Source organism: Halalkalibacter oceani (assembly GCF_023715605.1).
Classification (GTDB): domain Bacteria; phylum Bacillota; class Bacilli; order Bacillales; family Bacillaceae_D; genus Halalkalibacter; species Halalkalibacter oceani.
This window is the reverse complement of record NZ_JAMBOL010000021.1, coordinates 1-14,964: the sequence shown is the minus strand read 5'-3', so window position 1 is coordinate 14,964 and position 14,964 is coordinate 1. Positions and strand designations below refer to the sequence as shown.

Annotated in this window: 14 protein-coding genes and 2 rRNA genes; 2 read left to right on the top strand and 14 right to left on the bottom strand. The window is 48.9% G+C overall.

Features of this window, described 5'->3' with window-relative positions; genetic code table 11:
- Positions 1-116: 116 nt before the first annotated feature.
- Positions 117-1,949: an ATP-binding protein gene (locus M3202_RS17070; RefSeq protein WP_251224481.1), complete on the bottom strand. Its 1,833-nt coding sequence runs from the start codon at positions 1,947-1,949 to the stop codon at positions 117-119.
- A 24-nt stretch (positions 1,950-1,973) separates the two neighbouring features.
- Positions 1,974-2,942, bottom strand: coding sequence for a DNA double-strand break repair nuclease NurA (locus M3202_RS17065; protein WP_251224480.1), 969 nt, complete (start codon positions 2,940-2,942; stop codon positions 1,974-1,976).
- Positions 2,943-3,127: 185 nt separating this feature from the next.
- Here M3202_RS17065 and abrB point away from each other — a divergent pair, with 185 nt between their 5' ends.
- Positions 3,128-3,418, top strand: coding sequence for a transition state genes transcriptional regulator AbrB (gene abrB, locus M3202_RS17060; protein ID WP_251224479.1), 291 nt, complete (start codon positions 3,128-3,130; stop codon positions 3,416-3,418).
- Positions 3,419-3,495: 77 nt separating this feature from the next.
- Here abrB and rsmI read toward each other — a convergent pair whose 3' ends face one another.
- From rsmI to M3202_RS17015, 9 genes are all read right to left on the bottom strand, one after another.
- The gene (gene rsmI, locus M3202_RS17055) at positions 3,496-4,362 is read right to left on the bottom strand and encodes a 16S rRNA (cytidine(1402)-2'-O)-methyltransferase (protein WP_251224478.1); all 867 of its coding nucleotides are present in this window, start codon (positions 4,360-4,362) and stop codon (positions 3,496-3,498) included.
- Entirely contained in the window at positions 4,346-5,134 is a 789-nt protein-coding gene (locus M3202_RS17050) for a tRNA1(Val) (adenine(37)-N6)-methyltransferase (protein ID WP_251224477.1), read from the bottom strand. The genes rsmI and M3202_RS17050 overlap by 17 nt, the downstream gene beginning before the upstream one ends.
- A gap of 144 nt (positions 5,135-5,278) precedes the next feature.
- Entirely contained in the window at positions 5,279-5,632 is a 354-nt protein-coding gene (gene yabA / locus M3202_RS17045; protein WP_251224476.1) for a DNA replication initiation control protein YabA, read from the bottom strand.
- Between the two features lie 15 nt (positions 5,633-5,647).
- Entirely contained in the window at positions 5,648-6,475 is an 828-nt protein-coding gene (locus M3202_RS17040) for a PSP1 domain-containing protein (RefSeq protein WP_251224475.1), read from the bottom strand.
- Positions 6,476-6,479: 4 nt separating this feature from the next.
- On the bottom strand, positions 6,480-7,469 hold the full coding sequence (gene holB, locus M3202_RS17035; RefSeq protein ID WP_251224474.1) for a DNA polymerase III subunit delta': 990 nt from the start codon (positions 7,467-7,469) through the stop codon (positions 6,480-6,482).
- A 13-nt stretch (positions 7,470-7,482) separates the two neighbouring features.
- Complete coding sequence (darA, locus tag M3202_RS17030) at positions 7,483-7,812, bottom strand: cyclic di-AMP receptor DarA (protein ID WP_251195306.1); 330 nt, start codon at positions 7,810-7,812, stop codon at positions 7,483-7,485.
- A 28-nt stretch (positions 7,813-7,840) separates the two neighbouring features.
- A complete protein-coding gene (gene tmk / locus M3202_RS17025) occupies positions 7,841-8,485 on the bottom strand; it encodes a dTMP kinase (RefSeq protein WP_251224473.1) in 645 nt (214 codons plus the stop codon).
- Positions 8,482-9,927: an aminotransferase class I/II-fold pyridoxal phosphate-dependent enzyme gene (locus M3202_RS17020; protein WP_251224472.1), complete on the bottom strand. Its 1,446-nt coding sequence runs from the start codon at positions 9,925-9,927 to the stop codon at positions 8,482-8,484. Before M3202_RS17020 ends, tmk begins: the two co-directional genes overlap by 4 nt.
- 76 nt (positions 9,928-10,003) lie before the next feature.
- Positions 10,004-10,207 (bottom strand): sigma factor G inhibitor Gin, encoded by a 204-nt coding sequence (locus M3202_RS17015; protein WP_251224471.1) that lies wholly within the window; start codon positions 10,205-10,207, stop codon positions 10,004-10,006.
- 164 nt (positions 10,208-10,371) lie between these two features.
- Between M3202_RS17015 and M3202_RS17010 the strand changes: the two genes are divergently transcribed.
- Positions 10,372-12,420, top strand: coding sequence for a molybdopterin oxidoreductase family protein (locus M3202_RS17010; RefSeq protein WP_251224470.1), 2,049 nt, complete (start codon positions 10,372-10,374; stop codon positions 12,418-12,420).
- A 90-nt stretch (positions 12,421-12,510) separates the two neighbouring features.
- On the opposite strand, the gene M3202_RS17005 is transcribed toward M3202_RS17010, so the two are convergent.
- The 3 genes from M3202_RS17005 to M3202_RS16995 form a co-directional block, all read right to left on the bottom strand.
- Complete coding sequence (locus tag M3202_RS17005) at positions 12,511-14,190, bottom strand: methyl-accepting chemotaxis protein (protein ID WP_251224469.1); 1,680 nt, start codon at positions 14,188-14,190, stop codon at positions 12,511-12,513.
- A gap of 257 nt (positions 14,191-14,447) precedes the next feature.
- Positions 14,448-14,563: ribosomal RNA gene (rrf, locus tag M3202_RS17000) — 5S ribosomal RNA — on the bottom strand.
- Between the two features lie 228 nt (positions 14,564-14,791).
- Positions 14,792-14,964: ribosomal RNA gene (locus tag M3202_RS16995) — 23S ribosomal RNA — on the bottom strand; the annotation flags it as partial.

Below are 14,964 nucleotides of genomic sequence, written 5' to 3'. Positions count from 1 at the left end.
CACTGGCTACTTATAGACGACTCTGCCGTACTTATCCCTTCATCGGATCAACGCTTTTCTTTTTTCTCCATTATGTCTGGATTATACCCAAAATATACCGAAATCAGGCGATCCCGTCAAGGCTCGGTATACAGCGTCGCAAACGGTGTCTTTTCTTTTTTCAGCAGACCGTCGCGGCTAAGCCGGTCAAGCTCCTTCTTCCACTGCTGCACATCCCAGCTTCTTTTTGCCGCTTCATTTAATGCCGTCAGCTGACTCATAATGCTTGTTTCCGCAAGCGGAAGCTGAGGCTTGAGCGCTTCAAGCAGCTGGCTGCTGTCCTGCTGCTTCATCTCCCGCAGCTCGTCGAACGGGTTTAACGTATGCGGACTGGACGAATGCGCCATCCGGATTCGAACAGCCATCGTCCGGCCCATGATCGCTGAAGAAACAAAGACGTCGCCGGAGCGAAGATAAGGCAGCCGCTTGCCTTCCTCATGCGTCAAATCGGTTTCTTCTTTAATCGTTTGGATATCGGTGCCGCGCACGGTACGAAAAACGAACTTCGAATTGAGCTGGGCTGTTATCGTTTCATCAAGCAACGTCGGACGCTGCGTCGCAAAAATGAGAAAGACTCCGTACTTCCGACCCTCCTGGGCAATTTCCTTGAGCACTGACTTCGCCGGTGCGTCAAAGCCTTTCGGCGCAAAATTATGAGCCTCATCGGTCACGATGACAAAAGGCGGGAAAAACTCCCCTTGCAGCTGCTGCAGCTTTGCATCCTTATAAGAGCGGCGCTTGCCGTATAATGCGCCGACGACGTAGCTTGAAAACACTTGCAGCAGCCATACTGGTCCCTGAACGACGACAAGCTGGCCACTATGGATTCCTTCTTCAATCGAGCGGATATTTTGCTGGAACAGCCCGGCCTGATTAAGCCGGTTTACCCGCCATTGAATCCCTTTCACCGAAGCGAGCGGCAGACTGCCGAATTGGTCAAGCAGCTTGCGATATGTATCAAATCGCTCCAGCTCATCCCGCGTCATCCCGCCGTCGTGCAGCATCGCTTCCACTTTCTGCTTCCCTAATTCCAGAGCGGCGGCAAGGTTGGCAATCCGGTCGCTGAAAGACTGGTAGCTGTCCTTGCGCTTATGCGTCGACTGAATGACGTTGATCATCGACTCGGTTAATGAGCCGGCAGCCGACAGCAGCCGTTCCACATCACGAACGGACAAAGCCGAAAAATCGACGCCGACATCTCTTCCGATTTGGACGACAAGATAGCGTTCCTGATAATCGATTGAATCGGTCACCCCTTCAGCCTTGGCAGAAAAATTCATCTCAAAATGAGGGTCAAAGACGAGCGTCGGAATGCGCAGCTTCATCAGTTCCTCCAGCATTACCCGCAAGCCAAACGACTTTCCTGAGCCCGAACCGCCGAAAACGCCAATATGCGGGTATTGCTGCATCGCCCGAATATCGAAAATGAAGGGAACACCGTTTTGCGGACGAACGCCCTCATGATCCTGAATCGAAAGCAGCCCTTTCAGAGAAGCCGGAATCGTCTCGCTAATAAAGTCAGTCGACTTTACTTCTCCAAGAACGAGCCCTTCCTCCGGAGCAGCCTTAACCAGCAAGGACGAAATTTCGTCAAAATGCGGATGGCGAACCTCGGCCCCGGTCTGGATCGGCTGGACCGCCTCCTCAAACAGCCTTACCTTCGCTAAATGAATATCATCCGCTCCGATGTCATAGCCGATATGCTCAAGTGTTTTTAGCACTTGATCATCGGCCAGCCCTTTATCAAAGCCCATCGGAATATAGCGGTTATAGGAAAAGGTTTCAACCACCTCTCCTTTCGGCTGGTACAGGTCTCCATCCTCAATGACGACCATTTCATTCATGCGAAATTTGTGAACCTTTGACGCGACATACACTTCATGCTGCGTCGTTACCCCTACAACTTGCATCAGCCATCTTCCTTCCTTTTTCTCCTAATACGGACGGTAGTTTCTCTTCTTGGCAAAAAAACGATGTTGCAGCTCCGGATCAATATATTGCTCGACAAGCGCTTCGACCAATTTATCAGTGACGCGCACCTCCCTGTCGATGTAATCAAGCCAGAGTGGAATGCCGCGTCCATCCTTCGGCGTTAACGTCGCGAGCAAATTGCCAACCTCTTCTTTCAGGTGGGCCTGTTCCTCCAGCATATCGAATCCGGTAATCGCCGGATCGGCACTCGGACGCATCCAGACGGACTGCAAGCCGGCCTTATGCTGGATTGTTTCAACATAAACAAGCTCATCACGCTCCAATACGCCGAACAACAAGTCGCGGTCAAACGCCTGCGGCCGATTGCGGTACATATGAAACGCTTCAAGCTTCATTAAGTTTTCCGTCGTAATTTCTTCCGACACGCCGATTAAGACGACTTCTTTTTCAAGCGCCTTCTGCCGCAGTTTTTCCCATTCTTCCTGGGCGTCAATCCGATAATGATAAAGCGCCCCGTCCATCAACAGCAGCCCGACATCCCTTTCTTCAAGCAACTGAAAAGCGGCCTCCAGCTCAAGCTTGGCTAAAATATGGGCCCGCCAATTTTTCCCTTGATCTTCTTCATCGCTTTTTTCCAATATAGGCGCGTACACATCCGAGGTTAAGCATTGATGACCAGTTGTCGTTTTGGCGAGCGCCTGGAAAACATAAAGCACATGTGGCGCCTCTCCCTTTGTCTGATTGACAGAGCCGTCAACTCCCGCCACCTCTCGTCCATCCAGCCACTTTGAAATGGTTTCTGTCGAATATCGACACATTTGTCGAAATTCCGCCCCTGATTTAAGGAGATTTTGTCGAATGATCTTTTTATCCTCTTGATTGTGCTGATATGTCGATTTTATTTTTCCATTAATTCCCTTGATCTTTTCTACTAATAAAGAGGATATTTCCAACAATTCTCTTCCCTCCATTCTGAAAAATCCTTACATACTCCCGTTTTCTTATCATTTTTTTGAAATTTCACGAATTTTTACATAGTTAGTCAAAAAAAGAATTGACTCGTTTTGGAAACACTGGTATTCTTAGTTCAGATAGAAATATGTCGAATAATGACACATCATTATAAAATATATATTGTTGAGAGGGGAAATGGATAATGAAATCTACTGGGATTGTTCGTAAAGTTGATGAATTAGGACGAGTTGTTATTCCAATTGAACTTCGTCGTACACTTGACATCGCTGAAAAGGATGCACTCGAAATCTATGTTGACAATGACCGCATTATTTTGAAGAAGTACAAGCCTAACATGACTTGTCAACTTACTGGTGAAGTGTCTGATGACAACCTTTCCATTGCCAATGGAAAAATCATTTTGAGCCCACAAGGTGCCGAAGAAGTGTTGAAAGACCTTCAGGAATACCTTGCGCGCACATCAAAAGCTTAATAGGTGAAAACTCCACAGATGTCTCAAAGGTGTAAAAGCCTTTGCAGACATTTTTTTTTGCGAAATATCGCGGCTCGTCAGTCAAGCTGGTGGAAAGCCGCATAAACCTCCCTTTTCGGAAGAGCGCGATCCTTCGCTGTTTGCTTAATCGCTTCCTTCTGGTTCATGTCTAATCCGATATAATGCTGAACGTGTTGTACAATGCTCAGCTCTTCCCACCAGGCATCAGCTTCTACCTGACCATCCGTCCCTTCAACAACGAGACAAAATTCACCTTTAATTGTTCCTACCTCACACCAGAGTACTGCTTCTTCAATCGTACCTCGCTGATATTCTTCAAACTTCTTCGTCAGTTCCCGGCAAATGACGATCCGCCGATTTCCGAGCACCGCCAGCAATGCGTTCAGCGTCTCCTTAATCCGGTGAGGCGCTTCATAAAAAAGCAGTGTCGATTCATGCTGCTTCACCTGTTCCAGCACAGCCTGCCGCTGTTTGTTCTGCCTTGGCAAAAAGCCGATAAATTGAAAGCGGGTAGCGGGAAGGCCTGATGCGACAAGACTCGTCAACGCCGCATTCGCCCCGGGCAGCGCCACGACAGGGAGCTCTGCCGCAATCGCCTGCTGGACAAGCTCTTCGCCAGGATCGGAAATAGCCGGCATTCCGGCGTCGCTGACAAGCGCGATCCATTTTCCTTCCTGCATTTGTCGAATCAGACTCTCCCCGGCCTTATGCTTATTATGCTCATGATAGCTGACGAGCGTATTTTCAATCTCATAATGACGTAGAAGCTTTATCGTCTGTCTCGTATCCTCGGCAGCGATCAAATCTGCCTCCCGAAGAGTGCGGACGGCCCGATAGGTCATATCCTCTAAATTTCCGATCGGCGTCGGCACGAGATAAAGTCCACCTTCGTTCCTTTCGGCAAAGCTATTTTGCTGCTGCATCGTAATTATCCTTTCTCACTGATTGCTGTTGGTCGGCGCTGTTTTCATAAACGGCCCGAAACGCCGCGCTGTATTCCCCTTTTTCATTATAAACGGTTAACGGCGGCAAGCAGTTCATCCCAGCCCGCCCATCCTTAATTCCTTCTAGTAATACCATATTCGCTTCTTTACCCACTTTCGGATAAATCAATTGCATCCGCTTCGGCTCAATTCGATAGGCGCGCATCAGCGTGATCAGATCACCCAGCCGCTCGGGCCGGTGGACAAGGGCGACCTTGCCTTTTTGCCTCACGCATTCACTGCAGGCACGGATCACATCCTCAAGCGTGCAGTGGATCTCATGCCGGGCAATAGCGAGATGCGGATTAAGATTCCGCTCGGCGATTGTCGCTGTTTGAAAATAGGGAGGATTGCATGTCACGACATCGAACGAGCCACGCCTGACGTCCTGCGGCAGCTGCTTAATATCCGCTTCCACAATGTCGACCCGGCTGCTGAATTGATTCGCCTCCACCGTCCGCCTTGCCATATCGGCAAGCCGCGCTTGCAGCTCGACGCCAATGATTTCCGCCTTTGAGCGAGTCGCCATCACTAAAGGAATGACTCCATTGCCCGTGCATAAGTCAAGAATGCGGCCTTTCTGAATCGGCACGTTCACAAATCTGCCGAGCAGAATCGCGTCGATGGAAAACGAAAACACATCCGGGCTTTGGATCACACGCAGCTCAGTCCCGGCAATGTAATCCCAGCGTTCACCTTGTAATAAATCCACTGCTTGTCGTCATCTCCTTTTCTTAGAAGCACTGCAATGATCTTTGTTCTCAGCCAGTGCCTTCCTCGAACCTCCACTTTCTCTAAAGAAAAGGTTGCCCCCAAGCCGACATTTCGGCCTGCACGGGACAACCTCGTATATTGCTTATTTCTGATGCAAAAAGGACAGGCAGAATAAGCAATCATCTCCATCTGAACGAATGCTTCCATAGTGTGTATTACAAATATGAAAGCCCTCTTGATATAATCTTGCTAAATTATCATAACCTTCGCCGACAAGAGGCTTCTTTTGATTTGGTTGTTTCTTCGGATCAGCCTTCGCTTCGCTTTCCTGCTGCCCTTCCAGACGTTCGCGCAGCTTTTCATTTTCAATGCGGAGTGAATGGTTTTCTTCTATTAAAAAAGCGAGCTGTTCTTTTAGGCCGCGCACATCTTGATGAAAGGAACCGACTCTTTCTTCAAGCTGACTCATTTGCTTAAATATTGCCTTTTTGTCCACTCTGCTCCCACCTCATTATTCTGTGGCTTCTGTTGGCACAAATTCTTTGTTGAATAACTCATCCATCGTGAATTCGAGAATCCGCTCTCCATCAGCCAGCTCCACCTGAATTAAACGTTCAAGGAGATTAAGCCCAATCACCTTCCCCTTCCCATGAGGTGTTTTAATGCGCTTTCCGACATCAGGAAGCTGCTGTTTCGCTGATTCATACATGTCATTCTCATATTTGAGACAGCACATCAGCCGTCCGCACAGCCCTGATATTTTGGCCGGGTTCAGCGAAAGATTCTGATCCTTCGCCATTTTGATCGAAACCGGCTCGAAATCACCGAGAAACGAGGAACAGCAGAGCACTCTTCCGCAAGGACCGATACCGCCGAGCATTTTCGCCTCGTCCCGTACGCCGATTTGCCGCAATTCAATTCTCGTCCGGAAAATCGCCGCCAGATCCTTCACCAGCTCACGAAAATCAATTCGCCCATCTGCCGTAAAATAAAACAGCACCTTATTTCGATCAAATGTATATTCCACATCAACAAGCTTCATATCGAGCTCATGGGCCGTTATTTTCTCTGCACATACATCGAAGGCTTTCTTTGCCGCTTCGAGATTTTCCTGCACCGTTAATTTGTCTTTCTGTGTGGCAATTCGGATTACCTGCTTTAACGGCAGGACGACATCATTTTCACCGACTGTTTTCGTTCCGATGACAACCCGTCCGTATTCAATGCCTCTTGACGTTTCAACAATGACGGATTCTCCTTCCTCCAACTGAAACGTACCAGGGGAGAAATAATAGATTTTGCCCGCTTTTTTAAAACGGACGCCCACAACTTGATGCAATCTTCTATCCCTCCTGTATTGTAAGCAACAGCTTCTCCATCAGGAGCTGCAGATTCGCATTGGCCTGAAGCTGCCTTTTTGCCTCCTCGACAAATGACATCTTTTCGCTGACGCGATCATGCGAGCTTGAGAACGCCTGTTGTTCGATTTGTTTCTGCTGATCAATGTAGGTCAGACCGTCCTGCTTTCCGACTTTCGTATACATCACATCTCTCAGCCATAAGAGCATCATATCAAGGCCTTTTTCCTGCTGCCAGCGCTCCTTACATAAAGGAAGCCACTTTTCCTGCAACGTAAATAAAACTTGATTGGGCCGTTGATAAAGCTCTTCCATCAATTGTATCACTACGCTTCGTGCTTTCGCAATCCAATCTCCCTCTAATAGAGTGATTGCCTCACTGTAATTTGTTGTTAATCCAGCCAATAAAACCGCATTTCCGCTGGAAATTCCTTCTGCTTCAAGCTTGTCTACAAACAACTGCCGCGGCAAGGGAGCGAAGCTGAGCTGCTGACTGCGCGACTGAATCGTCGGCAGGATTTTCTGACGCCGCTCCGTCATCAGCACCGCCAACGTGTCCGCTGTCGGCTCTTCTAAAAATTTCAGCATGCTGTTTGCCGCACTGGCCGTCATGAGATCAGCATCATTGATGAGATAAACTTTCTTTCCCGACTCGACGCCTCTATATGTAAATTCCTTTTGCAAGTATTCAACCTGATGCTTCTTGATCGACTGCCCGTCCGGCTCGATAAAATGAACATCCGGATGATTGCCGTGTTCAATCCGGCGGCAATCACGGCACGTTTGGCACGGCTCGGCCCCCGTCCGGTTCCGGCAAAAGAAGCTCTTCGCTAACTGAAGAGCCACCTGCTGTTTTCCTGTCCCGCTGCTGCCTTCGAACAAATAGGCATGCGCCAGGCGGTTCCTTTCAATTACTTTCGTCAGCATGAGCACCACTCTCGGCTGCATGACGCTTAATTGCTCCCATGATTGCATGGCTCTTTCCACCTCAAAATTGCTCAAATTGCTCGACTGGCAAAACAAATACGGTTGCTCCCCCGACCTGCACCTCTACCGGATACGGGACATAGGAATCTGCATTGCCACCCATCGGCGAAATGGGAGCGACGAGCTGATCACGGCTTTGGCAATTTTCCTTAATGATCGCCATCACGTCGTCGACATGCTCATCCTCTGTTCCGATCAGAAACGTCGTATTACCGGCCTTCAAAAATCCTCCCGTACTTGCCAGCTTCGTCGCCCGATAATCAGCCTTCACAAGCGCATCTGACAAACGATTGCTATCCTTGTCCTGCACAACAGCCATGATTAGTCTCATCTTTTTTCAGCTCCTTTTCATAATCGTGCTACTTTATCATTTGAGCATCTAAAAATGCTTTCACCTGACGAAGCGCCTCTTCCTGTACATGCTCGATCGCCCGATTGGCGTCAATGCGCCTGATTCGCTCGGGAAATTGGTCAAGCACGAGCTGGTAACCCGCGCGCACCTCCTGATGAAAGCGGAGGTTCTCCTGATCAAGCCGGTTCAGCTCACGGTTGCGGTCAGCTTCAATTCTGGCGAGTCCCACCTCGGGCTCCACGTCAAAATAGAGCGTGATGTCCGGCATGTACCCTTCAATCGCAAACTCATTTATCGCTTTTACTTCTTTAAAACCAATCCCTCTTGCATAACCTTGATACACAAGGCTGCTGTCAATAAAGCGGTCACACAACACAATCGTGCCTGCCTGTAATGCCGGAATGACCTTTTCGACGAGGTGCTGACGGCGGGCGGCAGCGTATAACAGCGCTTCGGTGCGGGCATCCATTTTTGTATGGGCGACATCGAGTATCACCGCTCTGATTTGCTCGGATATATCAATGCCACCAGGCTCTCTTGTGCGCATCACCTTATGCCCTTCCTGCCGCAAACGAGCTTCAATGTAGTGCAACACGCTCGTTTTGCCAGCTCCTTCTCCGCCTTCTACGGTAATAAAAAGCCCTTCCTTCATTGTCTTTCCTCCAACTCTGTCACTAAAACCGATTCAAGCTCCGGCTGACTTCCCTGAAATGTCGCCCCGGCCCGCTGCAGCCGGCGAATGCTTTCCACTGCACGCTCCGTGATCATTTCCCCTTTAAGCACAAGCGGAATCCCCGGAGGGTACGGAATGATCGTTTCAGCGGCAATCCTGCCGCTCGCTTCCTGTAAGCGGACACGTTGCTTCGGCATATGAGCCAGCTCTCCAGCAAAGGCATGAAGCCTTGTCACCCGGCTGATGTCAATTGGAAGCTGCTTAACCTCAGGCACCAATTCATGCGGACTTAACAGCTCTTGTAATTGATCGATCGCCCGCTGCGGTACCGCTCCCCTGCCAAGGCCGAGCGTTAACAGCACATGACATTCATCGGCCATTTCCGGATAAAGCCCTATCTGATAAAAAAGCTCCTGAAGCTGATAGCCTGTTAGATTTGTATTTGATTTAATTGTAACTTTTAACGGATCGAAATGATACCTTTCTTCCGGCCAATTTATGATTTTTATTTGCTCAATTTTAGCGAGCCGTTGCTTCAGCTGATCCACCTCATCCAGGATCGAACGAATGTCATTCGCGTCCAGCTCTTCAAGATACGCCCTCGCCCCGTCAAGCGACGCAAGCAGCAAATAAGACGGGCTGCTCGACTGGAACATCGCCAGCGCCTCCTTCACGTTGCCGCACTGTGCTTGAGTCAGCGTGCCGTTCAAATGAAGATACGAGCTCATCGTCAAGGCCGGCAGCATTTTATGCGCTGATTGAACGACGGCATCCGCTCCTGCTGTTAAGGCCGACGGCGGAAACGGCTCCCCTAAGCAAAAATGAGCCCCATGAGCCTCGTCGACGACGACAAGCAGACCCGCCTTCTTCGCCACCTCCAGTACCGGCTCGATCGCCAGACTGACGCCAAAATAATTCGGATAGGTCAGCACAAGTCCTTTTCCTTCGGGATAGCGTGCGAGTGCAGCCTCAAGTGCAGCCGCGGTAAGGCCGACTGCATGCCCGGTGCCCTCATCATATTCCGGCCCGATCAGAACCGGCTGCACGCCGGCGATCTCGGCTGCATGGAAGACCGACTTGTGGCTGTTGCGCTGAATAAATACCGTATCGCCGCGTGAAAACAAAGCATATAATGTCGCTAAGTTTCCAACTGTCGTCCCCCCGACAAGAAAGAAGCTTTCGCGGGCGCCGTACAGCCTGGCCGCGGCATCCTGCGCCTCCTTGATCGGTCCCTCCGGCGCATGCAGGTCATCGAGACCGATCAGCTCTGTGACGTCATAGCCGAGCGCTCCTTGAAAATCAGCTTTCAGGCTCGAATGAAAAAAGCGGCCATTTTTATGACCCGGAACATGATAGGAATAAGGCTGCTTTCGGCGATGATCCTGCAAAGCTTGAATTAATGGAATACGTGCTTTCCCCACGAAGGAGAACCCCCTTACGAAAACGCTACTTAATTTCTTCTATTATATAGGAAGGGCGCCCGCTTGCAAAAATTCTTTATAAAAAACGCTCAAGTGAAAGCTGCCGCAGCTTCTCCACGTAAAGAGGATACGTTTGATCATCGACATTCACATCAACAAGCTTCCGTTCACATTCTTCACATACATGAACCTCGCACAGATGAATTCCGTCTTCCATCTGCTGCTTACATAAGACACAAGTGTCGCCAAGACGAATGATCATCGACTTTTTTACTGGCATTTCAATCACCTCTGCCATCATTATCGGCGCTGCGACGCCGTTTCATACGTTTTCACTATCATATTCATTACAGCAGATCAACGTGCGTGTACCCCCCTCCCTTTTCTACGATTCCATTAAATGATATAATCTAGTAACTTTATTTTTCGAGGGGATTAGATGATATGCATGCAAACCTATTGAAAAAAGACGGAATTTTTCCATCTGTATGTTCACTTGATTGTCCAGATCAGTGCGGCCTTCTCGTGCATAAAGAAAACGGGAAAATCGTTAAAATCGAAGGAGATCCCGATCATCCGGTCACGAAAGGAAACATTTGCAACAAAGTCCGCCATATGACGGATCGACTCTACGATCCGAAAAGACTGACCACTCCCTTAAAACGAACGGGGAAAAAAGGAGACGGTAGCTTTACGCCGATTACATGGGACGAGGCGATTGAAACGATTGTCTCAAACTGGAAGCGTTTCATAAAGGAACATGGACCAGAGTCCATTCTTCCTTACAGCTTTTACGGCAATATGGGAAATAGTAACGCCGAAGGAATGGATCGCCGCTTTTTTTACCGGCTCGGAGCGAGTCAGCTCGAGCGGGCAATCTGCTCTGTCGCCGGCTCAACCGGCTATAAGTATACGATGGGCGGCAGCGTCGGAACAGACCCTGAGGAAACGACGGAAACGAAGCTGTTCATCATGTGGGGCATCAATGCCGTCAGCACGAATATGCATCAAATGACGATTGCCCAGAAAGCCCGGAAAAACGGCGCTAAAATTGTCGTAATCGATGTCCATAAAAACCAGACAGGACGGATGGCCGACTGGTTCATTCCGATCCGTCCCGGCACCGATAGCGCACTGGCGCTCGGAATGATGCATATCCTCTTTGCTGAAAAGATGGTCGATCGCGACTTTATGAAGGAATTCACCGTCGGCTATGCGGAGCTGGAGGAGCATGTCCAACAGTACGATCCACAAACGGTTTCCGAGATTACCGGCGTGCCTGTCGATGATATTTACGCGCTGACACGGATGTACGGAACAACGTCACCATCGTTTATCCGGATCGGCAACGGACTCCAGCACCATGATAATGGCGGAATGATTGTCCGCACCATCGCCTGTCTCCCGGCTCTCACCGGGGCCTGGCAAGTAAAAGGAGGGGGGGCAATTAAGTCAAATAAAAGCTTTTTGCGCCATAATAGCGCAGCGCTCCAGCGTCCGGACTTACTTGAGAACAAGCAGACGAGAACGTTTAATATGAATCAGCTCGGCAAGGTGCTGCTTGAAGCCGATCCTCCGGTTTATTCATTATTTGTTTACAATGCCAATCCGGCTGTTGTCACACCGGAGAGCAATAAAGTCCGAAAAGGATTAAGCCGCGACGACTTGTTCACCGTCGTGCACGATCTCTTTTTAACAGAAACGGCCAAGTACGCCGATATCGTCCTACCGGCGACCTCGGCCTTTGAACAAACCGACTTTTATGCCTCTTACTGGCATCACTATATGCAACTGCAGCAGCCTGTTGTCGAGCCATATGGCGAAAGCAAATCGAATATGGAGGTATTCCGTCTGTTGGCAGCGGCAATGGGCTATGACGACGAGGCTCTCCAGGCTTCCGATGAAGAACTGATTCAAGAGACGCTTGCGCAGTCGAACAACCCTTTTATCAAGCATATCCGCTACGAGGATTTGGTCAAAAACCACTACGTCAAAGCTGATCGGAGTTCATTTTCATTGAAGAAGCTCGATACGCCGAGCGGAAAAATTGAGTTGTATTCCGAGCTGATGGCCAAGGATGGTCATCCTCCTCTCCCGACATATACGCCGCTTGTCGAAGAAGAGGAGTTTCCATTTTTATTCGTACCGGGTCCAAATCATAATTTCCTGAACTCAACCTTTTCCAACAACGAAAAGCATATTAAACTGGAAAAGACAGCGAAGATTCATATGAACAAAAAAGATGCGGAAACTTTAAATATCGAGGATGGCGAGCTTGTCCGCCTCTGGAATGCGCGCGGTGAATGCGAGCTGACGGCCGCTGTCGGAGATAACGTCCTTCCCGGCGTTGTCGTCAGCCAGGGACTCTGGGCTGATATGCCGGGAAAAAAGCAAACGGTCAATGCCCTCACCCCAGATCGATTGGCAGATATGGGCGGCGGAGCTACCTTTTTCTCTGGCCGCGTCAATGTCGAAAAGATCAGTTTAGACTAAAGGTTTCGTGAGCAGGGAAAGCATCTGTCTTTCTCTGCTCACTTTTCGCTGCCAACTTCTCAGTCTTTTGAAACTATCTTTAATCCTCGCCTATAGCGTAAACTTGCCGACAGCACCTTGCAGCTCTACCGACAGTTGACTTAATGCTTCTGCCGAACTGGCGATTTCCTCCATCGATGCCAGCTGCTCCTCGGCACTGGCGGCAACGGCTTGAGCAGATTCTGCATTTTGAACAGAGACATATTCCATCGAAGTGAGAGCCTCATTGAGCTGGCCTGTATGCTGCAAGATTTGCTTTGTCGCTGCCGAGACATGACTCATTTCTCCTGTCACGCGCTCAATTGCCGCGGCGATACTTGTAAACGACTCACCAACTTTGTGAACGGCTTTTGTACCCGCTTCCACTTCCGCTGTACCTTTGCTCATTTCATCGACCGCCTGCACTGTGCCCTTTTGAATCAGCTCGAGCATCCCAGCTATTTTCTGAGCTGACTGGCGGGATTCTTCTGCCAGCTTCCGCACTTCATCAGCGACAACGGCAAAGCCTTTACCATGCTCACCTGCCCGCGCTGCTTCGATCGCCGCATTTAACGCTAACAAATTCGTCTGCTCAGCAATTGTTGTAATAAGGGTCACGACTTGATCAATTTCTTTAGACTGCTCGCCTAATTGGTGAATAAGCTCCGCCGCCTGCGTAACCGTTTGTTGAATTGTATTTATTTGTTCGGCAGCCTGTTCTATTGCCTCTTCTCCTTCCAGAGCCTGACGCGAAGCCTCGTCTGCCAGCTGCTCCACTCCATTTGCCGCCTCGGTAATTTTGTGAATCCCGTCATTTACATGCCCGGCCGAGATACTGCTTTCTTTCGCTTGACGTACCCCTTGTTCGGAAGCTGTAGAAACCGTTTGAATCGCCCCGGCTATCTGATTCGTTGCTGCAGCCGTTTCTTGTGAACTCGCTGACAGCTGCTCTGCTGTCGCCGCTACTTGATCCGACATGCCCCATGTCTTTTTCAACAGACTTCTTAAACTTCCTGTCATGTCATTAAAAGCCTCCGACAGTTGGCCTACCTCGTCCTTTGTCCGTATCGAAATTTGATCCATTGATAAATCGCCGGTCGCCACAATTTTCACTCTTTGCAACAGCATCTTTAACGGCTTTACAATAAGATTCGCCATAAATAAGGCAATCATGATACTGAGAACGAACACGCTCCCTGCTATGATAGCGGTTACATTTAGAAGCTGAATGCTTCCTCTCGCCATCTCATCCAGCTGGAGAGAAAGCTCTTGCTCCTCCCTCTCGGCTCCCTCTTTATGACCTTCCATAAGCCGGTTCGCCAAAGGGGTCACCTGGGAGGAAAGCATCCGGATCGCCTGATCGTTATCTTCCGTATCGGAGCGTACAAAAATTTCTGTTTCTAACAAGGTGGCCCACACATCACTTTGAATGATTAATTCATTTATTTCATCATCATTCGTATTTTCAGCTAGCCAATTTTCCAGCGCCTTGCTCTCTGTCGTTAATTCCTCGAATTGCTGCAAGGTCTCATCTCTCCCGGCTAACACATAATTATTGGACAAAGCAAGCCTTTCTGCAATATTAAGTGCTAATCTTTCTCTCATTATCACAACGGGAACTTTTTCTGATCGGAGCTGTTCAATCGATTCTGTCGTTTGCTGAATGCTATAAATACTGTAAGCAGAAAATGATAATAGAATACAAATAATGATTGAAAAACCAAGTACTATTTTTGACTTAATGCTTTTCATCCTATCCCCCACTTTCTTACTAGGTCATTGCTAACATTCTATATCATAATATAAAAATTTGAATGTTCATACTATTTTTAATAATTATTCCTCAACTATTTATGAAGCAGCCAAAGAGGGAACTTGACATTTTGCTTCGTTGCTTCATTACACCGTACCCTTGGCTTTCTCATGAAAAGTCCCTTGTTCTCTCAAACCAGTGTCCTTTACTTTCAAACATACAAAAAAAGCACAATCCGCTTGGATTGTACTTTATCGCCCGGCAACGTCCTACTCTTGCAGGAGGAAGCCTCCAACTACCATTGGCGCTGAAGAGCTTAACGACCGTGTTCGGCATGGGAACGGGTGTGACCTCTTCGCTATCGCCACCGGACTTTTGATCGAGAGATTACCTTGTCAGGTTCTCTTTGATCAATCTATATCGGGGAAGTCGCAATGGCTCCGTACGCTACTCGTCTAGAGTGGAGAACCCCACTCCTCTCTAGACTTTGAAAAACTTGTAGCGACTCCGCACATTGCTGCGTCCATGTCCCGAAAAGGCAGGGACATGGACTTGATTCTTTCAAAACTAGATCATGATTATGCAAGTATCAAGAATGGCTTGGATAAGTCCTCGACCGATTAGTATCTGTCAGCTCCACGTGTCACCACGCTTCCACACCAGACCTATCAACCTCATCATCTCTAAGGGGTCTTACTGGATTAACTCCATGGGAAATCTCATCTTGAGGGGGGCTTCATGCTTAGATGCTTTCAGCACTTATCCCGTCCACA

What these genes read in the sequence shown, in the direction of transcription:
- M3202_RS17005 (WP_251224469.1), bottom strand. Translation starts at nt 14,190, where the DNA reads ATGAAAAGCATTAAGTCAAAAATAGTACTTGGTTTTTCAATCATTATT.
- M3202_RS17015 (WP_251224471.1), bottom strand. Translation starts at nt 10,207, where the DNA reads ATGCCAGTAAAAAAGTCGATGATCATTCGTCTTGGCGACACTTGTGTC.
- M3202_RS17065 (WP_251224480.1), bottom strand. Translation starts at nt 2,942, where the DNA reads ATGGAGGGAAGAGAATTGTTGGAAATATCCTCTTTATTAGTAGAAAAG.
- M3202_RS17010 (WP_251224470.1), top strand. Translation starts at nt 10,372, where the DNA reads ATGCATGCAAACCTATTGAAAAAAGACGGAATTTTTCCATCTGTATGT.
- tmk (WP_251224473.1), bottom strand. Translation starts at nt 8,485, where the DNA reads ATGAAGGAAGGGCTTTTTATTACCGTAGAAGGCGGAGAAGGAGCTGGC.
- rsmI (WP_251224478.1), bottom strand. Translation starts at nt 4,362, where the DNA reads ATGCAGCAGCAAAATAGCTTTGCCGAAAGGAACGAAGGTGGACTTTAT.
- M3202_RS17070 (WP_251224481.1), bottom strand. Translation starts at nt 1,949, where the DNA reads ATGCAAGTTGTAGGGGTAACGACGCAGCATGAAGTGTATGTCGCGTCA.
- abrB (WP_251224479.1), top strand. Translation starts at nt 3,128, where the DNA reads ATGAAATCTACTGGGATTGTTCGTAAAGTTGATGAATTAGGACGAGTT.
- darA (WP_251195306.1), bottom strand. Translation starts at nt 7,812, where the DNA reads ATGAGACTAATCATGGCTGTTGTGCAGGACAAGGATAGCAATCGTTTG.
- holB (WP_251224474.1), bottom strand. Translation starts at nt 7,469, where the DNA reads ATGCAATCATGGGAGCAATTAAGCGTCATGCAGCCGAGAGTGGTGCTC.